This window comes from Planomonospora algeriensis (assembly GCF_977012225.1).
The window spans coordinates 1-20025 of record NZ_CDRNDK010000070.1; the positions used below are offsets into that span (position 1 = coordinate 1).

The following is a 20025-nucleotide window of genomic DNA, read 5'->3' on the forward strand; positions in this document are numbered from 1 at the left end:
GATTGGGACGCCAGGTGATGATCACCCCAGCCGGGCTACTTTGAAATCGCCCTGGTTGGGAGGAGTGTCGTTTCTCCTTGTCATGCTCGGTGCGCAAGGTGATCTTGGGATAATGGAGATCGGTTTGCCCTTCATCAGCATCGTTCTCGCCCTGTTGGTCTGCTGGGCGGCGGTGAAATGGAGCTCTCGGAAATCGCGGATATGGACTATCGCGGTTCTGCTTGAGGGGTTCCTGCTGATCAGCTTCGTCGCAACGGTCGCTCCTGATCCTGAGTTCAGTTTCGGCCTCTGGGATGGGCTCTCCCTCCTCATGCCGGTCACTGTGTTCCTCCTGTTGGTTCTCCCCAATACGAGATCTTGGTTCAACCGTTGAAGGCCCTCCCGGAGATCCGGAAGGGCCTGCCATGGGAACCGTTCGGGAAAGGTCAGCCGTCCTCGAAGCTCCGGTTGAGCCGGTCGAGCGCCTTGCGGGTCTCGGGTGAAAGACGCACGCCGACGCCGGGTTCTTTCACCTGCGCATCCACACCGACCGCCTGAGCCCGGACGCCGCAGCGGGCGAGATCATGAACGCCTACGCTCGTCTGCGGACGGCCGGACGTCCTCACGAGGAGGAATGCCCCCGGTAAGCCGCTCCGCCACGTTCTGCGGGATCAGGTCCAGCCGCCACCAGGTCCCACAGGCCCGGCAGCGCGCCCCGTCCGGCAGGGGCCGCTGATAGGTCCACTCGACGTCCTCATGCCCGCAGGCGGTCGGCGCAGCATGGGAGTTGACTCGCTCGTTCAGCGGGCGTGGCCGAGCAGGATCCGGGACCACAGCTCTTCTCCTTCCGGGATGCGCAGCCACTCGCTCTGATGCTCGATTACGCCGTCTGAGCGGTAGAGACGCCGGACGAACAGTAGCCCGCCCGCGTGGCACAGCTCGTAGACGATCGGTTTGCAGTTGCAGGTGTGACTGCGGACCCGCACGCGATCAGCACGAGGAACGCACTCCTGCCAGGAGATGTGCTGATAACCGGCTTGGGGCGTGGCCGGGTGAAGGCCGCCGTAGCACTCGCCGATGAGCGGACTCAGCGCGGCCATGGAGTCACCCCTGATTGCCTGTCGCGGACAGCCCGAGGGTGATCTCTTGCTGCCGCTGAAGCTGCCTGACGAGTGCGGCGGCATCGTCACCACTTACCGTCTGCGCCATGCCCGCATCGAACTGAGCGTTGCTCAGGGACATCCCACGCCGAGTGGCGTACCAGCTTCCAGGGCCGGTCTCGGTAGCGCCGCGCCAGATCACCCAATCCGGGTACCGGGCGGCCAACTCCTGAAGCGTCATAATGCCTGCCGATCAAGAGACGGTCATGTATGACCGAATGTAGCTACATACGAATGTACGTGCAATGGGAGGCACGTACAGTGCTACATAGCTTCGCTGCCATGGCCATCGACTCCAGCGCCGACCGCCCGGTCTACAAGCAGCTCGCCGACCTGATCCGGGCACGCATCGAAGAGGGAGAGCTCCGCCCCGGGCAGCGACTTCCGGCGGAGAGCGACTACGTGGCCGAGTTCGGCATCTCCCGCGACTCCGTCCGCCGGGCCATGGCCGTACTCAGGGGAGAGGGGCTGATCGTGACCGAGCTACGCGGCTCACGGGTCCGCGACGCCGGTGAGGCCGTCACCGTCCAGGTAGCTCCAGGCGCGCAGGTCACCGCCCGCATGCCGACCGAACCCGAGCGCAAGCAAATCGGCGTGGCCGAGGGGGTGCCCATCCTGGTCGTCACCGAGCCGGACGGAGAGACCCGCCTGCTTCCCGCAGACCGGACCATCATCGAGACCGGCGCCAAGGGGTAGGCCGCGCGAGAGGCAGTCAGCGCACGGCCCCATTGATGAACCGACGGCCCCGCTATGTCGGTCGGCACTGCGAGCATGACGGCATGATCGCTTCTCCCGATGACTACGCCTGGCTCGCCGAAGCAGCGGACGGCTCCTACTTCACCTATGTCCGCGGCCTGACGCCCGAGCAAGTGATAATCCGGCTGGGTGGTCAGCCGGAGGAGTTCACGCCCATGGCGTTCGGCGAACTGGGCGCTGCCGCCTACTCCCGTTACAGCTCCCGCGAACCTGGCGCATTCCTCGGCCTCACGGCCATCAACGACTGGACGCTCATCGTCGAGTCCTGGGGCCTTCCCATAACCGAGAAGATCATCATGCCGCTGTCGGCGGGCACCCGTCTCGTCACCCACTACCTTCTCGATATCGAACGCCTCGACGACTTCTACTGGTTCGAAGACGGCAAGCTCCGGTTCTCCTACATCACCCAGGAGGGTTACACGCCGGAGGTGCCGGACGAGCTCACGGAGACCATGAACCGGATCAACTCCGACTACCCGCACGCCTACCCCTACGAAGGGCCGATGTTCCTCCTCGCCGAGCGCCTCACCGGAATCACGCTGACGCCACAGCTGCTGGAGGAGTCCACCTACCTGTGCGGAGTCGTCCCCGAACCCCTATCCACAGACATCTCCAGCGCCTGGTGAACTGGATCCAGCAGGAACAGCCCTATCCGGTCGAGATCATCTAAGGTTCGCGGGCCGCGGATGAGTGAACCGTTCCGGGTTTGATGGAGATTGAAGACCCGGAGGGATGCCGATCATGGCTGCTCCCCGTAAGTACCCCGACGAGTCGCGCGAGCGCGCGACCCGGTTGGCCGTCGAGGCCTGCAAGAACCCCGCGGCACGGGACGGCGTGATCCGGCACATCGCCGATCAGCTCGATGTCCATCCCGAGGCCCTGCGGATCTGGGTCAAGCGGGCCGAGACCGATGAGCGCGATCGCTCCGCCTGAAAGCGGAGGGTCCGGCTGCCGTGCCGCTTCTGGTCACTTCGGGGCGGGTTGCCATCGGTCATCGCCGGACCGCGTCGTTCGGTTCCGGACGGCCACGGGCGATCATCTTTCCGCGATGGGCCCCACGAGCATCGGGCGGTCGAGCATGTCCGATGTGAACGCCACCCCGGTGACCTTCGCCGCCAGGGCGAAGCCCCTCGGCACGGCGGTGGGGAGGTTGTCCTCCCCGGCGGCGTCCCACGCGGCATCGTCTTCCGGTTCGTCCAGCCCCATGCCCAGCTCCCGCATGAAGCCGTTGAGCCGGTCGGGGTCGGAGCCGTAACGGTCGTACGGGCACCGCAGCGGGTAGCCGGTGACGACCGTGCCGTCGATCGCGTACGCGAAGCTGTGCTCGGCGTAGCCGTGCCGGGTGACCGCCACCACCTCGCAGCCCCGCGACACCTCGGTCAGCACGTCGTGGAGCCCAGCCATCCACCCGAAGGGCTCGATGGCCACGCACCACTCGCCGGCCTGGAAGACACCCACGTAGCCGCCGCCGTCCCCGCCGCCCGTCTCCATGACGAACTCATAGGCCTCCTCGTCGAGTTCAGCGAAGTCCGACTCGTGACCGGAGTCCTCGCCGCGGCTGAAGCGGCGCACCACCTCCGCCGGGTCGAGCCCGCGGAGGAAGGCCACGCTGAAGATCACATCCAGGGGGCCGCCTGCGCTCTCGGGCAGGTTGAGCCACTGGAACGGAGCCAAGGGGTCGGTTGCCGTCATGCGGGCCATGGTGGCAGGCCGTACCGACACTCGGCCGAGATCGGCCATCACCCCGACGAAGGCCGAGCCGAGATCACCCAGATCGCTGCGGGGAGGGCACAACGAGGGCACACGAGGGTGTGAGACGGCCGGAAACACCGAGAACCGGTGAGACGCCGGATCGCAGGTCAGGCGCCACCCCGTGGTGCCGGCCCGGGTCTCAGCCGCCGCCCTTGCTGAAGTGCTGGTAGTCCCCTGTTCCCAGGCAGAGGACGCGCCGGGAGGATGTCACCGGCATCCGGTTGGATGAGGTGCATGACCGCTCACGACGTGGCCCGACTGCTGCCCGATGTCCCGGTGCTCCGCGACCTGTGTCGATCCATGGCGGTGCTGGAGGCCATCCTCAGCCCGGACTGGGAGAGCCGCTACCACTCCTTCGACGCGGCCTGGAGCCCCGGGGAGGAGATGGCCTCCATGCGCAACGGCTCCGGAGACGAGTACTCCATCGTCTTCTCGGCGGCGGGCGCCTACATCCGCGGTTTCGATCACGAGTCGGTGATGAGCCCGTACGGCAACGACGGGCCGTGGCCTGGGGTGCTCGACTCCGTCCCCGAGGTCTTCCGCCACTGCGTGACCGAGCCCGCGTTCTGCGACGAGGACGGCATGCCGGTCGTGACCGCCTGCCTGTGGCGCGGGACCCGCGACGACCGCTGGCGGGTGGGAGAGATCGACTACCCGGACGGCGTGAGCGACCCCGATGGAGCGTCGTACCTGTTCGCTCGGCTCGTCGACCCGTCGCCGGAGGCGTTCCGGCGATTCGCCGAGGACTACTACGAGGTCCCCGTGGACCTGAAGGCGGTACGGCATGTCTACGCCCTCCGCCCGCTGACGCAGGCGGTGGTCACCGCGCTGAACGCCGACCTCACCATGAAGGACCTCGCCGACGACCTCGCGGCGGCCCGTTACCCATCCGCCGCCGGCTGAGAAGGCGGTGCCCCCGTAGGGTGATGGCCGTGCAACGACTTGCGCTCTTCGACCTGGACAACACGCTCGTGAATCCGGACGAGGCGTTCCGGACATGGGCCGCGGAGTTCGCCGACGGGTACGGCCTCGGGCGCGAGGGGGTTGACCGGCTCATCGCCCTCGATCAGGAGGGTTACCCGCACCGTGAGGTGTTCTTCGGCAAGGTCCGCGAGCGCTTCGTCCTACCCGAGACGGCCGAAGAGCTGTGGAGCCGCTACCGCAAGCGCATGCCGTACCTGGTGCGCTGTCGGCCGGAGGTGATGGACGGACTGGCGCGGCTGCGCGCGGCCGGGTGGAAGGTGGCCATCGTCACCAACGGGACGGCGGACAACCAACTCGGCAAGCTCCAGTGGACGGGACTGGCCGAGGCCATCGACGCCTACGCGCTCTCGGGACTCGAAGGCATCCGCAAGCCCGATGTCGGCCTGTTCGAGATCGCCGCCCGGCGGTGCGGCATGAGTCTGTCCGGTGGGGGATGGATGGTTGGAGACCATCCCGTCAAGGACATCGGCAGGGGACGTGCCGCCGGCCTCCGCAGGGTCTGGGTCCACCGAGGGGCGCGGCTGGAACAGGAGCACGAGGCGGACCACGTCGTCATGGGCGTGCTTCAGGCGATGGAGATCCTGCACGAGAGCCGGTGACCAGGCCGCTCGAACCAGCTCTCTGACGCGATACAACCGCCTGACGGTGTCTCGTCATCGGTCCTTGATCTCTTCACGATGACGGGCATGGGGAAGTCGCAGAAACCGAGCACGGGTAAGGCTCAGAAGCAGCGTCAGACGACCAAGCATGAGACCAAGCCCGCGAAGGTGAAGTCCGATCCCGCGAAACCGAGTGCCGAAGAGCTCAAGGTTCGTCGGAGGTTGGGAGAGATCGCTTCCGCGCGAGCCGAGGCCGAGAAACAGGGGCGAAAGCTGAAGGTCAGCCAGGAGGAGCGAGAGCTCCGAGCCAAACAAGGCAAGTTCATGCGTATCCGGGCCAACACCCCTGGCACCCCGGAGTACCTCAACCGCCAGCGTCAGCGCGAGGCCGCCGAGACCGACGAAGCGATCTGGAACAGCGCCCACGACCCGGAGACCTTCGACTCCGACGATTGGTGATCTTGCTAACGCGGACGCTAACAACAGCTCTGGACGAACCTGGACGGCCATGGACTGAGGGATCCCGTGGAGCCCGACCGACCAGGACCGGACGACAGCCGTGGACGGTCCTGGACGACCGTGATCTGACTCGGAATGAAGGGGTCTGGGGTTCGATTCCCCAAGGCGGCTCCAGGTCAGAGGCCCTCACCGGGATCCGGTGGGGGCCCCTGCGTGTCCAGCCGCGTGACCATGGCCTCAGCATCGGGCACCGAAGAGCCTTGGACGCGGGGGCAGGCCGTGGTCGTCGTCGGCCGGTGACGCTCAGTTCTGCGTGGAGATGCAGAACGGGTGGCCGGCGGGGTCCAGCAGGACCCTCCGCTCCTCGGGATGCGGTTGGACCGGGGGCTCCACGGCGCCCAGGGCCAGCATCCGCGCCTGAGCCGCCTCCAGGTCGTCGACGCCCAGTTCCATGTGCGCCTGCTTCCCCTGGGAGGGGTCCGGCCAGGTCGGAGGCCGGTAGTCGGCGACCCGGATGAAGCCCAGTCCCGGGGAACCCTCCCGGCCGAGCAGGACGAAGTCGTCGCTGGAGTAGACGACGGGCAGGCCGAGGGCCTCGCCGTAGAAACGGGCCAGCTCGGCGGGGTCGGGGCAGTCGAAGTCGACGGACATCAAACGGATCGCCGGTGCGGTCGTGGTTCCGGTACTCATGGGAGGGACACTAGGGCGGGACCAGGACAGGTCCGGTCCTGGTCATGGGGAACACTGTGGAATGTGATCACCACTTCCGCCCGCCTGCTGCGACTGGTCTCGCTGCTGTCCGCACGGCCGAGTTGGACCTGCCGAGAGCTGGCCGAGCGGATGGCGGTCACCGAGCGCACGGTGCGGCGGGACGTCGCCCGGCTGCGGGAACTCGGCTACTGCGTCGAGTCCGACCCCGGGCCCTGGGGCGGGTACCGTCTCGGCGGCGGTACCCGGGTGCCGCCGCTGATCCTCGACGACGAGGAGGCGCTCGCCGTGGCCGTCGCACTGCGCGAGGCCGCGCTCAGCGGCGTTCTCGGCAGCGACCAGGCGGCGGTGTCGGCGCTGCTGAAACTGCGGCAGGTCCTGCCGCCTCGGATCGCGGACCGGCTGGGGGAGATGGACGCCACCTTCGTCCACACCCCCCGGCCCGAGGGGCGTCAGATCTCCCCCGGCGGGCTGCTGGAGCTGGCCGCCGCCTGCCGCCGTGGCGAGCGCGCCCGTCTGTCGTACCGCGACCATGCGGGAAAGGCCAGTGTCCGGGACGTCGACCCCTACCGCCTGGTGCACACGGGCCTCCGCTGGTATTTCGTCGCCCGGGACGTGGCCCGGGACGAGTGGCGGACGTTCCGGGCCGACCGGGTGGTGCACGTACAGCCGACCGGACAGCCGGTCGAACTCGCCGACCCGCCCGACCCCGCGCTCCTCGTCTCCCGAGGCATCGCGAGCGTCGTGTACCCCCTCTACGGGAGGGTCCGGCTCCCGCACCCCGTGGACCAGGCCCTGCGGTTGATCCCACCGACGATCGGCACCCACCACCCGGACGGGCCCGACGCCACCATCGTCGAAATCGGTGCCAACGACGCCGACCAGCTCGCCCGGTACCTCCTCGGCCTGGGTACCCCGCTACGGGTCCTCTCCCCGGACTGCGTCCGGGAGGCTCTGCTGCGCCGTACCCGGGAACTGCTCGAGGACAACGGGGGCGGCCGGTCCTCGCAGTAGGCGCTGCAAAGGCCCCGGCGGGCGAACCGGGAGTCCGCCTGCCGGGGCCCGGGAACCGTACGGGACCGGGGCGTCACCTGCGGCGCAGCCCCATGTAGTGGAGCTCGGCGAAGCCGGCGACCGCGAGGGCCTGGGCCACGACGAAGGCGACGCCGAGCGGGTTCGGGTCGACCCAGCCGGTGAACAGCAGCGCGATGCTGTCGACGGTCCACAGCACGTTGATCGCGATCACCGTCTGGACGCCCCGCGTGGGAGGAGCCGGACGGGTCGCCAGGTAGGCGAGGAACGCGGTGATCGGCAGCAGGACGATCCCGGCCCAGCGGAGCAGCGGCTCGGGGAGGCCGAGCAGATCGGCCAGCGGGGTCGCGGCGGCGGCCAGGATGATCCCGAACCCTCCGGTGAGGACGGTGTCGGCCTGCAGCGCCCGGGTCAGGAAGGGGGTGCGGCGGGTGGGAACGGCGGTCGCGGTCATCGGTCTCTCCTTCGGTGCGCGGCCTTCGCGGACACGTCTGCGAACGCGTTCGTGAACGCGTCCATGAACGCCTCTGCGAGTGCCTCGTGAGCGCGTCGGCTTCGGACGCCCTCAGCACACCGCCTCACCCGCTGCCAACTGCAGACATGGCACTGCCATTCACTGCCGATTTCCCGTACGGAGGTCGTCGGCGACGAGTTTGGCCGCCGCGTTCTGCCAGTTGTAGAGCGTGCGTTCGGGGACTTCGCGGAGGAACCAGTCGAACGCCCGCCGTTCCTCCGGGGTGAGCCCGTCGCGCACCGCCCCGCGCCGGTAGGGCCGCAGCCCCCGGACGTAGGGGAAGTAGAGCACGTTGTAGAACCGCCACTCCTCGCTGGTGCCGAACTCGCCGTCCCGGGGCTTGAGCCGCTGGATGCTCTCCAGCAGCAGGCGCCGCAACTCGGCCGCCCGCTCCAGGGGGCTGTCCCCGGTGACCCGTTCGTCGATCACCGGCAGGTTGGCGAGCGGGCTGCCGGCGAGCTTGCCCAGATCGCCGTAACCCGCCAGGGCGCGCCGCGTCAGGCGGGTGAACTCCGCCTCGTCCAGCGGCGGCGGACCCTGCTCGCGGCGGGGCAGCGCCTCGGAGGAGTCCCGCAGCTCGGCCCGCTCCCGCCTGATCTCCGGGTCGCCGGGGAAGGCGATCCGGTCCAGGGCCCGGTGCACCGGCCCGGCGAGCGTCTGCGCGGCCACGGCCACCGCGACCACCCCGAAGAGCAGCGCCGCCAGGGCGGGCGTGGGCCCGCCGAGCACGATGGCCAGGGCCACCTGCCCGCCCGTCGCGCCCGCCACGGCCGCCGCCCCGAGCATGGAGCGCAGCATGTCGCGCCAGAGCGCCTCGCCCGCCTGGAACGCGCTGGACATCGCGATGGCCACGCCCAGCAGGGCCATGTCCACGTCGATGGCCAGTACGGCGAGCAGCCCGGCCGGTCCGGGCAGCGGGAACACCAGCAGCGCCGCGCCCAGCCCGAAGAACAGGGTGGCGACCGTCACCAGCGGACCGACCCGGGGCGGCCTGGCCCGCACCAGCAGCACCAGCACCCCGGCCAGCGGCGCCAGCAGCAGCACGCCGGTCACCGCCCGCACCGCGACGTCCGCCTCCACCCCCCGGCCGGAGAACACCAGCCAGGCGAGCGAGACGAGCGTGACCGGGACGAGTCCCCGGGACCAGGCCCGGTCCAGCCGCTCGCTCCCGGGGACCAGCGTCAGCACGGCCCCGGTCCACAGCAGCACCGGCAGGTGGATCAGCACGCCCTCGGCCCCGGCCAGCACGCCCTCGATCTCGGCCAGCGCCCCGACCGGCGCCGTACCCGATGCTTCGGCCCAGGAGCCTTCCAGGACGGCGCGCACCTGCCCGACCGCCAGCGCGAGACCGTAGGCCAGCAGCCCCAGCCCCGCCCGCCGCGGCCCGCGCTCCCGCGGGTCCCGCACGATCACGTAGCACCCGAGCCACCAGGTCAACCCGGTCGCGGCCGCGACGGCGAGAAGCATGGACGTCCCCTTTCCCGCCGTGAGCGTACCGATCACAGGCACGGGCGTCCCGCAGCGGCCGGGGGTACGGAACCATCCGCCCCGCGCCGGGAGGGCACTGATCGTCTCGCACGTGCGTTGATCCGGCATGGCGATGATGGTGATGGCTTTACAGGAGGCATGGTCGGGATCACCCCGTCGGACGGGAGCGGGGCGGTGACGCCCGGCGGGCGGGTCCGCCGGGCACCGATCGCGTACGCCGCGTACGGGACCTGCGTGTGCACTGCCGCCTACGGTCTGATGAAGCTGGCCCAGGCGCTGGGCGCGAACGCGCTGGCGGACAAGGACCCGTTACCGCCCGACCTGCGGCAGCGGCTGCTGGCGCGTGATCCGCTGTTCGTGACCGCCCACTGGATCATGTTCGCCGTCGCGGTCGTCGGCGTTCTCGTCGCGCTCGCCACCGTGCGCCCGTGGGGCGAGCGGGTTCCACGCCGGATCCTGCTCGCCGTCACCTGGACGGTCGGGGGCTTCATGATCCTGCGGGCCTTCGGCCCGGTCGGCTACGGATTCGTCGGCGACACGCTGGTGCTCACCGGTCTGCAGCCGCCGCCGGGCGGTCACACCGAACTGGCCCACGAGCTGGCCCGCTGGGATCTGCTGCTCTGGTCGCCGTTCTTCCTCGTCTGGGGCCTGCTGTGGACGGCGACGGCACGGCACCTCGCCCGCACGAGACGAGGCCGGGGACGGCGGTCCGCCTGACCTCCGGTGTTCAGCGGCCGCGCATCGAGGTGATCGCTCAGAGGCCGCGCACCGAGGCGATGGTGAAGGGCCGCTGCGGGGTGCCCTCGCCCAGCGGGCCGCCCTTGTCGAACTGCGAGCGGACCACGTGGAGCGTCCCGCGGACCCGCACCAGCGTGGTCGGGAGCTGCAGCGCCTCGTCGGACACCCGCCGCTCCATCCGGGCGGCGGTGCCGCTCGCGGTGACCCGCCACCGGCTGACGGCGTTGTCGGTGTTGTGCACGACCCAGAGCCTGCCGTCCTGCAGTTCCATCCCGTCGGCGTGCAGCATGTCGCCGCCGTGCAGGACGACCCTGGTGATCGCGCCGGAGGCGGGGTCGAGGCGGTAGAGGTCGCCGCCGACCATGTCCACGGCCAGCAGGTGGCGGCCGGAGGGGTCGGCGACGATCCCGTTGAGGCTGAACGCGCCGGGTTCGCGCGGATCGAGGACGCCGGTCAGGTCGAAGCGGGGGGTGAGCGTCGCCGTACGGCCGGCCGCCCGGGACAGCTGGGCCGGGGTGACGCGGTAGACCACGGCGCGCACGCTGTCGGTCAGGTAGGCGGTGCCGTCCGGGGTGAGGGCGAGGTCGTTGACGAACCTCGGCTCCTGTCCGGGGACCTCGAAGCGGGCCAGCAGGCGGCGGCTGCGGGTGTCGTACACCGACACCCCGGTGGTGGAGTCGGTCACCCAGAGCCGCCCGGCCCGGTCCACCTTCATCCCGTTGGCGGTGTCGCGCCCGTCGGCGCCCGCGGGCAGGAAGACCTGGGCGGTCCGCCGGCCCGGGGTCATCCTGAAGACCGTGCCGTCGGTGAAGGACCCGGCGTAGAGGTCTCCGGTGCGCGGGTCGGCGGCGATGCCCTCGGGGTAGACCCGGTCACCGGGCAGCTCGTGGGCGGTGGAGATCCGGACACGAGACTCGGAGGCCGCGGACGGCGCGGTCACGGCGGTCCGGGTGACCTGCGTGACCTGGACGCTGTGGGCGGCGTGGGCGGTGGGGGTCAGGGAGAGCGCCGCGGCGAGGGCCGCGGTCGTGATGGCGATGGGCTGACGGACTCGGGACATGTTGCCTCTCCGTTCGGCCGTTCCCGGCTTCATGAGAACACTGTGATCAATATGTGTCGATAAGATAGTTAGAACTCTAATCATCGTCAACAGGCGAACGTTCTGGGCCGTTAGCATGCAGAGGTGACGTCGATGCCGGTTCCCGAGCGCCTGGGCTCCCATCTCAAGCGCGCCGAACAAGCGCTCACCGCGGCCAAGCACGCCGCGCTGAAACCGGCCGGGCTGACGGTGCCGCAGTACGCGGCCCTGCTGCACCTCGCGCAGAACCCCGGCATCTCGGCCGCCGCGCTGGCCAGGGCGTGCGCGGTCACCCCGCCGACGATGAACACCGTGCTCAAGAACCTCCAGGAGAGCGGCCTCATCGAGCGCACCCCGCACGAGTGGCACCGGAACATCCTGGAGACCCGGCTCACCGCGAAGGGCGAGGAGGTGCTGGCCGACGGGGACGCCCGCGCGGTGCGGGTCGAACGGGGGCTCGCCGCCGAGTTCACCCCGGAGGAGCGGGAGACGCTGATCGCCCTCCTGGGCCGCTGCATCGACTTTCTCTCGGCCTGAGCGCGGCCGCCGCATCGACGTCCTCTCAGCCTGAGCGCGGTCGCTGCATCGACGTCCTCTCAGTCTGGGCGCGGTCGCCGGGGGCGAGGGCGCCCGCCGGAGCCGGCAGGGTAAAGTTGCGGGCGATCGGGAAGACCTCTGCGGCCTTCCCCGTTGGAGCCAGGGGCGATGCCCGGGCTCTCCGCCGAGGCGGGACGCGACGGCGCGTCTCCGCGGACCCCGCGGGAGCCCACCGTCCTTCGCCCGCGCCCACCGTCCTTCGCCCGCGAACGTGCGCGGGCGGCCCCCGTACGGCCCGCCGGGCCCGCCGGGTGTGCTCTGCCGCGCGTTCCGGTCCGCCGGGAGGCGCCCGGAACCCCTGAGGTCGACTGTTGCAGACTCCATCGACGCCGCCGGTCTCCCGGCTGCGCCTTCCCCGCCCGGCCTGGCTCTCGCCGAAGGTCGCCCGCACCGAGGTCCTCGCCGGCCTGGTGGTCGCGCTCGCGCTGATCCCCGAGGCGATCTCCTTCTCCATCATCGCCGGGGTCGATCCGAGCGTCGGGCTGTTCGCCTCCTTCACCATGGCCGTGGTCATCGCCGTCGTGGGCGGCCGTCCCGCGATGATCTCCGCGGCGACCGGCGCGATCGCCCTGGTGGTCGCGCCCCTCGTCCACGATCACGGCCTGGGCCACCTGATCGCCACCGTCATCCTCGGCGGGGTGATGCAGATCGTGCTCGGAGTGCTCGGCGTGGCGAAGCTGATGCGGTTCGTGCCGCGCAGCGTCATGGTGGGATTCGTCAACTCCCTGGCCATCCTGATCTTCATGGCGCAGGTGCCCGAGCTGCGCGACGTGCCGTGGGCGGTCTACCCGCTGGTGGGCGGGGCGCTGGTCCTCATGGTGCTCTTCCCGCGCCTCACCAGGGTGGTCCCGGCGCCGCTGGTCTCCATCGCCGCGCTGACCGCCCTGACCGTCGGCGCCGCGATCGCCGTGCCGACCGTGGGCGACCGGGGCGTCCTGCCCTCCTCGCTGCCGGTCCCCGGCCTGCCGGACGTGCCGTTCACCCTGGACACCCTCACCCTGATCGCGCCGTACGCGCTGGCGTTCGCGCTGGTCGGGCTGATGGAGTCGCTGATGACGGCCAAGCTCGTCGACGACATCACCGACACCCGCTCCAGCAAGACGCGCGAGGCCGTCGGCCAGGGCGTCGCCAACATCGTCACCGGGTTCTTCGGCGGCATGGGCGGCTGCGCGATGATCGGCCAGACGATGATCAACGTCAAGACCAGCGGCGCCCGGACCCGGCTCTCGACGTTCACCGCCGGGGTCTTCCTGATGGTCCTGTGCGTGGTGTTCGGCCCCTGGGTCTCCCAGATCCCGATGGCCGCCCTGGTCGCGGTTATGATCATGGTCTCCGTGGGCACCTTCGACTGGCACTCGATCGCCCCGGCCACGCTCCGGCGCATGCCGTACGGCGAGACCGTCGTGATGGCGACCACGGTCGCGGTCGTGGTCGCCACCCACAACCTGGCCGTCGGCGTGGTCGTCGGCTCCATCGCCGCCATGGTCGTCTTCGCGCGGCGGGTCGCCCGCCTGGCCGACGTCACCGCGGTGGCCGACCCCGAGGGCGGCCACGTGATCTACGCCGTCACCGGGGAACTCTTCTTCGCCTCCAGCAACGACCTGGTCTACCGGTTCGACTACGCCGGGGACCCGGACCACGTGGTCATCGACCTGTCCGGCGCGCACATCTGGGACGCCTCCTCGGTCGCCGCGCTGGACGCGATCGAGACGAAGTACGCCGCCCGCGGCAAGACCGTGGAGATCACCGGCTTGAACCGGCCCAGTGCGAAGATCCACGGCACGCTGAGCGGGGAGCTCTCCGGGGGGCACTGACCGGATCCGCGTTCCCGGCGGAGAGCGGTGCGGGCGGAGAGCCGTGCGGAGCGGAGAGCCGTGCGGAGCGGAGAGCCGTGCGGAGCGGAGACCTTACGAGGCGGAGGAGGAACCGGAGACGCCGGGCGCTCAGTTTCCGCGTTCCGCGGCCGATTCGACTGACGAGCACCGGTATCTCAACGATGGGAAGAACACCTCATGTTTCGCCTCGAGGACCTCCGGGTGGGCAGACGGCTGGGCCTCGCCTTCCTGCTGGTATCCCTGCTGATCGCGGCCGCGTCGGCGTCGGCCAGTGGGGGATGGACCGCCAAGCGGAGATCAACGGGCGGATGGCCCAGTTGGAGCAGGTCGAGGACGACGTCCAGACCTTCGCCTACCACGTCGCCGACGCCACGAGCTGGCAGGGACTGGTGGTGGCCGACGCCGGGGCCTACGGGGGCGGGCAGGCCACCGCGCCCGACTCCTACAACCGCGCCGGCCTGCTGGAGACGAAGAAGGCGCTCTTCGCCACCCTGGACAACGCCCATGTGCAGTATCTGACCCCGGCCGAGCGGGCGCGGTTCGACGAGCTGAAGCCCGCCTGGGAGAAGTTCTTCGCCGAGGACGACAAGATCGTCGAACTGCTCCGGCAGGACACGCGCGAGGGCCGGGCCGCGGCGATGGACAGCATCAACGAGGGCGCGGGCGGAGAGGCCTGGGATGTGGGCGTCGAGATCACCCAGACCCTGCAGAAGTCGCTCAGCGAGCGCATCGCCGCGCTGGAGAAGGAGGTCGAGCAGGTGGAGGACACGGGCCGGCGGGTGCTGTGGGGCACGCTGGCGGCCGCGCTGCTGCTGGCGACCGTGCTCAGCGTCCGGGTGACCCGGTCGGTCGTGCGCCCGCTGACCGTCGTGGTCGACGCCCTGGGCCGGGTGGCCCGCGGCGACCTGACCGTCCGCCTGGGCATGACCCGCCGCGACGAGCTCGGCCACCTCGGCCGGGCCATGGACGACACGGCGCAGGCACTGCACACCACGGTGACCGCGCTGACGGAGCACAGCGACGCGCTGGCGGCCTCCTCCACCCACCTGTCCCAGGTCTCCGCCCGCATCGCCGCCTCCGCCGAAGAGGCCGGCGCCCAGTCCGGCGTCGTCGCCGCGGCCGCCGCCGACGTCTCCCACAACGTCCGCGTCGTGGCCGCCGGCGGCGAGGAGATGGGCGCCGCCATCCGCGACATCTCCACCAGCACCTCCGAAGCCGCCTCCGTCGCCGCCGAGGCCGTCACCGCCGCCACCGCCACCAACACCCTCATGACCCGCCTCGGCGCCTCCTCCACCGAGATCGGCAACGTCGTCAAGACCATCACCTCCATCGCCGAGCAGACCAACCTGCTCGCCCTCAACGCCACCATCGAGGCCGCCCGCGCCGGCGAGTCCGGCAAGGGCTTCGCCGTCGTCGCCGGCGAGGTCAAAGACCTCGCCCAGGAGACCGCCAAGGCCACCGAGGACATCGCCCGCCGCGTCACCGCCATCCAGGCCGACGTCACCGGCGCCATGGACGCCATCGACCGCATCAGCGCCATCACCGGCCGCATCGACAGCCACCAGGCCGCCATCGCCGCCGCCGTCGAGGAGCAGACCGCCACCACCGGCGAGATGAACCGCAACGTCGCCGACGCCGCCGCCTCCAGCGACGAGATCGCCGCCAACATCGCCGGCGTCGCCCAGGCCACCGCCGTCACCGCCGAAGGGGTGACGGAGTCCCGCCACGCCGCCGCCGAACTCGCCGGCATGAGCCACTCCCTGCGCGACCTCGTCGGCCGCTTCACCGTCTGACCCCTTCCGTACGGCGCTCCCGCGGTGCCGTGCGGAAGAGATCGGCGCTGACATACTGACGAGCATGCAGAAGCTCTCGCTGGACGCCCTGGTCCGTGAACACCTCGAACGCGCCGCGGCCGCGTCCACCGGGCGCAGTGCCGAGACCGTCCACGGCGGGCACGAACGGCTTCTCCGCCAGACCCTCATCGTCCTGACCGCCGGCACCGCCCTCGCCGAACACGGCAATCCCGGCGAGGCGACGCTTCTCGTGCTGCGCGGCCGGCTGCGGTTGCACAGCGGTGACGACTCCTGGGAAGGGACTGCCGGAGACCTGCTCATCGTGCCGGAGGCCCGCCACAGTGTGGAGGCACTGGAGGACGCCGCCGCCCTCCTCACCGTCGTCGCGCGCCCCTGACCTCCGATCGGGCCGACGCTGGCGCGAATGGTGCCCGTGGTGAAACCGGTCGATGCAGGTCCCCATGGCGAGGTGCTCGGCCATAAGTGTTCCTGTCTCCCGTTCATGTGAACACTTGCAGGCTAATCGTTCCTATGGCTGAGGAGTGGGAACATTCCGGATCCGGCATCGGTCGATCGAGGACGGGTGACCGGTGCCGTAGCCCGATATCGGGATGCCCCGTCATGAAACCGGCATGTACCCTGCGCGAGGACTTGAGAGTGGGGGAAGTGCCGTGGGACACGTCGAGGTCGGGCATCTGACATACGTTCTGCCGGACGGCAGGCCGCTGCTGGACGATGTGTCCTTCCGGGTCGGCGACGGGGTGAAGGCGGCGCTCGTCGGGCCGAACGGCGCCGGGAAGACGACGCTGATGCGGCTGATCGCCGGGGACCTCCAGCCGGTGGAGGGGAGCGTCGCGAGCTCCGGCGGGCTGGGCATCATGCGGCAGTTCATCGGCGGCATCCGTGACGGCCGGAGCGTGCACGACCTGCTGGTCAGCGTCGCCCCCGAGCGCGTACGGCAGGCGGCCGAGCGGCTGGAGGCCGCCGAGCTCGTGATGATGGAGCGCGAGGACGAGAAAGCCCAGATGCGCTACGCGCAGGCCATCACCGACTACACCGACGCGGGCGGCTACGACATCGAGGTGCTCTGGGACGCCTGCACCATGGCCGCCCTCGGCGTGCCGTACGACCGGTGCAAGTACCGCGAGGTCAACACGCTGTCGGGCGGTGAGCAGAAGCGGCTGGTGCTGGAGGCGCTGCTGCGCGGGCCGGACCAGACGCTGCTGCTGGACGAGCCCGACAACTACCTGGACGTGCCGGGCAAGATCTGGCTGGAGCAGGCGCTGCGCGAGACGCCCAAGACCGTGCTGCTGGTCAGCCACGACCGGGAACTGCTGGCCAACGCCGCCGACCGGATCGTCACCGTCGAGTCGGGGAACGTCTGGGTGCACGGCGGCGGCTTCCGGAGCTACGCCCAGGCCCGCAGAGAGCGCAACGAGCGCCTGGAGGAGCTGAAGAAGCGCTGGGACGAGGAGCACGCCAAGCTCAAGCGGCTGGTGAACATGCTCAAGCAGAAGGCGAAGTACATGGACACCATGGCCGCCGCCTACCACTCCGCCCAGACCCGGCTGCGCAGGTTCGAGGAGGCGGGCCCGCCCGAGGCCGCGCCGCGGGACCAGTTCATCAGCATGCGGCTCAAGGGAGGCCGGACCGCCAAGCGCGCGGTGATCTGCGAGCAGCTGGAGCTCACCGGCCTGATGAAGCCGTTCGACCTGGAGATCTGGTACGGCGAGCGGGTCGCGGTGCTGGGCTCCAACGGCTCCGGCAAGTCGCACTTCCTGCGGCTGCTCGCCGGGGAGGACGTCCGGCACACGGGTACGGCCAGGCTCGGCGCGCGGGTCGTCCCCGGGCACTTCGCGCAGACCCACGCCCGGCCGGAGCTCCTCGGCCGGACCCCGTGCGAGATCGTCATGACCGAGCACGCACGGCTGAAGAACGAGGCGATGAAGGCGCTGGCCCGCTACGAGCTGGCCGGGACCATCGCCGAGCAGCGGTTCGAGACCCTGTCGGGCGGACAGCAGGCACGGCTGCAGATCCTGCTGCTGGAACTGTCGGGCACCACGATGCTGCTGCTGGACGAGCCGACCGACAACCTCGACCTGGCCAGCGCCGAGGCGCTGCAGCAGGGGCTGGACGCCTTCGACGGGACCGTGGTCGCGGTCACCCACGACCGGTGGTTCGCCGAGGACTTCGACCGCTACCTGGTCTTCGGCTCCGACGGAAGGGTGTACGAGGCGCCGGAGCCGGTCTGGGACGAGAGCCGGGTCGTCAGGAAGCGCTGAGCCGGTGACGGGACGGGGCCTGGCGCCCCCGGTCCCGTGATCGGAGGCTCCGGCGGGTCCGCCGGAGCCGGGCCGATCGGCAAGGTCTGCGGCAGCGGGGCTAAAGAGTTCGCTTGAAGCCCGCGTGTCCGGGGAGGGCGCGCACGGCCGGGGACTATGACGGCTGGGTGGCCTACATCACCCGTACCGCCGGCGTCCTCGGCGCGCTCACCCTGATCCTCCTCACCGGCTGCGCGAGCGAGCGCAGGCAGGATGACGACGCACCCGGGCTCCGGCCGCTCACGGTCGCGGAGGAGGTCTCCTCGGTCGTCCGGAGCGAGGACCGCCACGACGGGTACGTGGTGAACTGGGCCGGGGTGCTCGCCAACGCCAACCCCTGGCACTTCGGCGAGCACGTGGTCGTCACGGTGGTGGGGCTGGACGCCCGGGGCAAGGAGGTCGTCCGGATGGAGCAGCCGCTCGACGCGGTGCCCCCGGCGGGGTCGCTCGCCTTCACCGGGCAGGCGCTCGCGGTGAAGAAGCCCGCGAAGGTGACGATCGACTACCGCCCGGCCGAGTGGCGCAGGGCGGGCCGCATCGTCTCGGCCTTCAAGCCGTTCCCCGTCTCCGGGGTGACGACCGGGCGGCCGAAGGGCGGCGGTTACCTGGTCACCGGGTACGTCGGCACGCCGTACCGGCTCCCCGCCGGGACCCTGGCGGTGACCGCGCTGCTGCGGGACGCGGCGGGCAGGCTGCTCGGCGGGGGGACGACGTTCGTGGACGACGTCCGGGAGAACCGCAGACGCCGCTTCCTGCTCGACATCGAGAGCGTCGCGGACCCGGCCAAGGTGGCGAAGGCCGAGGTGGTCGCGCGGACGTGGGGGTCGAGCAGCCGGCCGTACGAGGAGCTGGCACTGGGCGGCGCGGTCCCGGTGCACACGGTCAAGCCGACGACTCCTCCGTTCGAGGAGGACCGGGGACGGCGGGCCCTGCCGGGCGAGACCGCCACGCCGTGACCGTCAATTCCGGCAAATGACTATTAGCTAAGATTTACGAATGCGCGGAATGCGGCATTTTTTGCAGGGGTTGTTAACATTCTGAATACGGTTGCCGTGTCTTCCGGGAATCGGTGGAACTTGCAGTTACGACGCTATTACCGTCTGCTACATGAACGACAGCGTCCTGGTCGAAGCCCTGCGCGCCCGTGATGCGGGCGCCCTCGCCGCGCTCTACGACTCCTACGCCGAGGGTGTCTACCGTTACTGCCGGTCCATGCTGGGTGATTCGGACGGTGCCCAGGTGGCCCTCCGGGACACCCTGATCACCGCCGAGGACCGTGTCCATGTGCTCGCCGACGCCGGACGGCTGAAGGCGTGGCTGTACGCCCTCGCCCGCGAGCAGTGCCTGCGGCTCCGCCTGGCGGCGCAGGGCCAGGAGAAGGAGGCGGCGACCGAGGAGCTGCCGGTCTCGCGCGGTGATGACGCCGACCTGCGGGTGGTGGCCTGGAACGCCGTCCGGGGCCTGCCGGAGGAGGACCGCGAGATCCTCGAACTGGTCGCCCGGCACGGTCTGGACGTCGCCGACGCCGCCGCGGTGATGCGGATCCCGGACCGGGACGCCGAGCACCTGCTCGAATCAGCCAAGGAGCGGCTGCGGGACGCGGTGACCGCCGAGTTCCTCGCCCGCAAGGGCCCCTACGACTGCGTGGAGCGGGCCGAGATCCTGGGCGGCTTCTCCGGGGAGCTCACCCCCGAAACGCGCGAGCGGATGGTCGCCCACGTCAACCGCTGCGACACCTGCACGCCGCACCGGTCCCGGCAGATCTCCGCGGTCAAGGTCTTCGACCTGCTGCCCGGGGTGACCCTGCCGGACACCGTGCGCGTGCGGGTGATGAGCTGCTTCACCGACCCCGAGCTCGTCCCCTACCGCCGTTACGCCGCCGGCCGGATCGGCGTCCTCGACGCCGCCGGATTTCCCGCCGCGAGGGTTCGCCGGGACCCTCGCCGGGCTCGCGCGCTGGCCGGTGCGGCGGCTGCGGTCGCTGCGGCGGCCGCAATCGCCATGATCTTCGTCAACCTCGGCGGGGGCCCGGCGGGGAGCCTCGGGCATCGCCTCCGGGGTCCTGCCCGCGGCGGGCGGGGCTCCGGGGGTGCGGCTGCCGTGGAGCGTCGAGGCGGGAGAGCGCCCGATGGCCCTGGAGTCCGCCCCTCCGGAGCTGGTCGCCCACGCCCTCGGGCCCACGGGACCGGCGGGCACGCAGCGGGCCGGCGCCACCGGGCCGGAGGCGCTGCC

General features: G+C 70.6%; 23 protein-coding genes. 16 read left to right on the top strand and 7 right to left on the bottom strand.

All coding sequences use genetic code 11. The features are described 5' to 3' along the window. Positions 1-373: hypothetical protein (locus ACWJ6R_RS10600; protein ID WP_449062048.1), on the top strand; the 373-nt coding region annotated here is incomplete at its 5' end. Between the two features lie 406 nt (positions 374-779). Here ACWJ6R_RS10600 and ACWJ6R_RS10605 read toward each other — a convergent pair. Beyond that, entirely contained in the window at positions 780-1079 is a 300-nt protein-coding gene (locus ACWJ6R_RS10605) for a hypothetical protein (RefSeq protein WP_449062049.1), read from the bottom strand. 4 nt (positions 1080-1083) lie between these two features. Beyond that, positions 1084-1221 carry a hypothetical protein gene (locus ACWJ6R_RS10610; protein ID WP_449062050.1) on the bottom strand — a complete coding sequence of 46 codons (138 nt, stop codon included), beginning with the start codon at positions 1219-1221 and terminating at the stop codon, positions 1084-1086. A 200-nt stretch (positions 1222-1421) separates the two neighbouring features. On the opposite strand from ACWJ6R_RS10610, the gene ACWJ6R_RS10615 reads away from it, so the two are divergent. The 3 genes from ACWJ6R_RS10615 (at position 1422) to ACWJ6R_RS10625 (ending at position 2828) form a co-directional block, all read left to right on the top strand. Beyond that, entirely contained in the window at positions 1422-1835 is a 414-nt protein-coding gene (locus ACWJ6R_RS10615) for a GntR family transcriptional regulator (protein ID WP_449062051.1), read from the top strand. 83 nt (positions 1836-1918) lie between these two features. Further along, on the top strand, positions 1919-2521 hold the full coding sequence (locus ACWJ6R_RS10620; RefSeq protein ID WP_449062052.1) for a DUF6461 domain-containing protein: 603 nt from the start codon (positions 1919-1921) through the stop codon (positions 2519-2521). A 115-nt stretch (positions 2522-2636) separates the two neighbouring features. Continuing rightward, positions 2637-2828: a transposase gene (locus tag ACWJ6R_RS10625; protein ID WP_449062053.1), complete on the top strand. Its 192-nt coding sequence runs from the start codon at positions 2637-2639 to the stop codon at positions 2826-2828. Between the two features lie 102 nt (positions 2829-2930). Here ACWJ6R_RS10625 and ACWJ6R_RS10630 read toward each other — a convergent pair whose 3' ends face one another. Then, positions 2931-3587, bottom strand: coding sequence for a DUF6461 domain-containing protein (locus tag ACWJ6R_RS10630; RefSeq protein WP_449062054.1), 657 nt, complete (start codon positions 3585-3587; stop codon positions 2931-2933). A 294-nt stretch (positions 3588-3881) separates the two neighbouring features. On the opposite strand from ACWJ6R_RS10630, the gene ACWJ6R_RS10635 reads away from it, so the two are divergent. The 3 genes from ACWJ6R_RS10635 (at position 3882) to ACWJ6R_RS10645 (ending at position 5689) form a co-directional block, all read left to right on the top strand. Further along, positions 3882-4550: a hypothetical protein gene (locus ACWJ6R_RS10635; protein WP_449062055.1), complete on the top strand. Its 669-nt coding sequence runs from the start codon at positions 3882-3884 to the stop codon at positions 4548-4550. A 23-nt stretch (positions 4551-4573) separates the two neighbouring features. Then, positions 4574-5230 (top strand): HAD family hydrolase, encoded by a 657-nt coding sequence (locus tag ACWJ6R_RS10640; protein ID WP_449062056.1) that lies wholly within the window; start codon positions 4574-4576, stop codon positions 5228-5230. 87 nt (positions 5231-5317) lie between these two features. Then, complete coding sequence (locus ACWJ6R_RS10645) at positions 5318-5689, top strand: hypothetical protein (protein WP_449062057.1); 372 nt, start codon at positions 5318-5320, stop codon at positions 5687-5689. Positions 5690-5992: 303 nt separating this feature from the next. Here the strand turns inward: ACWJ6R_RS10645 and ACWJ6R_RS10650 are convergent, their stop codons facing one another. Continuing rightward, the gene (locus tag ACWJ6R_RS10650) at positions 5993-6379 is read right to left on the bottom strand and encodes a VOC family protein (RefSeq protein WP_449062058.1); all 387 of its coding nucleotides are present in this window, start codon (positions 6377-6379) and stop codon (positions 5993-5995) included. A gap of 63 nt (positions 6380-6442) precedes the next feature. Between ACWJ6R_RS10650 and ACWJ6R_RS10655 the strand changes: the two genes are divergently transcribed. Next, complete coding sequence (locus ACWJ6R_RS10655; RefSeq protein WP_449062059.1) at positions 6443-7411, top strand: helix-turn-helix transcriptional regulator; 969 nt, start codon at positions 6443-6445, stop codon at positions 7409-7411. Positions 7412-7484: 73 nt separating this feature from the next. Here the strand turns inward: ACWJ6R_RS10655 and ACWJ6R_RS10660 are convergent, their stop codons facing one another. Together ACWJ6R_RS10660 and ACWJ6R_RS10665 are read right to left on the bottom strand one after the other, a co-directional pair. Further along, entirely contained in the window at positions 7485-7883 is a 399-nt protein-coding gene (locus ACWJ6R_RS10660) for a hypothetical protein (protein ID WP_449062060.1), read from the bottom strand. Positions 7884-8042: 159 nt separating this feature from the next. After that, the gene (locus ACWJ6R_RS10665) at positions 8043-9410 is read right to left on the bottom strand and encodes a hypothetical protein (protein ID WP_449062061.1); all 1368 of its coding nucleotides are present in this window, start codon (positions 9408-9410) and stop codon (positions 8043-8045) included. A 159-nt stretch (positions 9411-9569) separates the two neighbouring features. Here ACWJ6R_RS10665 and ACWJ6R_RS10670 point away from each other — a divergent pair, with 159 nt between their 5' ends. Next, positions 9570-10148 (top strand): DUF3995 domain-containing protein, encoded by a 579-nt coding sequence (locus ACWJ6R_RS10670; protein ID WP_449062062.1) that lies wholly within the window; start codon positions 9570-9572, stop codon positions 10146-10148. Positions 10149-10185: 37 nt separating this feature from the next. Here ACWJ6R_RS10670 and ACWJ6R_RS10675 read toward each other — a convergent pair whose 3' ends face one another. Then, positions 10186-11229 carry an SMP-30/gluconolactonase/LRE family protein gene (locus ACWJ6R_RS10675; protein WP_449062063.1) on the bottom strand — a complete coding sequence of 348 codons (1044 nt, stop codon included), beginning with the start codon at positions 11227-11229 and terminating at the stop codon, positions 10186-10188. 132 nt (positions 11230-11361) lie between these two features. Between ACWJ6R_RS10675 and ACWJ6R_RS10680 the strand changes: the two genes are divergently transcribed. The 7 genes from ACWJ6R_RS10680 to ACWJ6R_RS10710 all read left to right on the top strand — a co-directional run. After that, positions 11362-11784: a MarR family winged helix-turn-helix transcriptional regulator gene (locus ACWJ6R_RS10680; protein ID WP_449062069.1), complete on the top strand. Its 423-nt coding sequence runs from the start codon at positions 11362-11364 to the stop codon at positions 11782-11784. Positions 11785-12188: 404 nt separating this feature from the next. Further along, positions 12189-13658 carry a SulP family inorganic anion transporter gene (locus tag ACWJ6R_RS10685; protein WP_449062070.1) on the top strand — a complete coding sequence of 490 codons (1470 nt, stop codon included), beginning with the start codon at positions 12189-12191 and terminating at the stop codon, positions 13656-13658. A gap of 299 nt (positions 13659-13957) precedes the next feature. Then, on the top strand, positions 13958-15472 hold the full coding sequence (locus ACWJ6R_RS10690) for a methyl-accepting chemotaxis protein (RefSeq protein ID WP_449062064.1): 1515 nt from the start codon (positions 13958-13960) through the stop codon (positions 15470-15472). Positions 15473-15536: 64 nt separating this feature from the next. Then, entirely contained in the window at positions 15537-15869 is a 333-nt protein-coding gene (locus ACWJ6R_RS10695) for a cupin domain-containing protein (protein ID WP_449062065.1), read from the top strand. Between the two features lie 274 nt (positions 15870-16143). Continuing rightward, positions 16144-17754 carry an ABC-F family ATP-binding cassette domain-containing protein gene (locus ACWJ6R_RS10700; RefSeq protein WP_449062066.1) on the top strand — a complete coding sequence of 537 codons (1611 nt, stop codon included), beginning with the start codon at positions 16144-16146 and terminating at the stop codon, positions 17752-17754. 167 nt (positions 17755-17921) lie between these two features. Further along, positions 17922-18749, top strand: a complete 828-nt coding sequence (locus tag ACWJ6R_RS10705) for a hypothetical protein (RefSeq protein WP_449062067.1) — start codon at positions 17922-17924, stop codon at positions 18747-18749. A 151-nt stretch (positions 18750-18900) separates the two neighbouring features. After that, positions 18901-20025 (top strand): RNA polymerase sigma factor (locus tag ACWJ6R_RS10710; RefSeq protein ID WP_449062068.1); only part of this gene is annotated, 1125 nt, incomplete at its 3' end.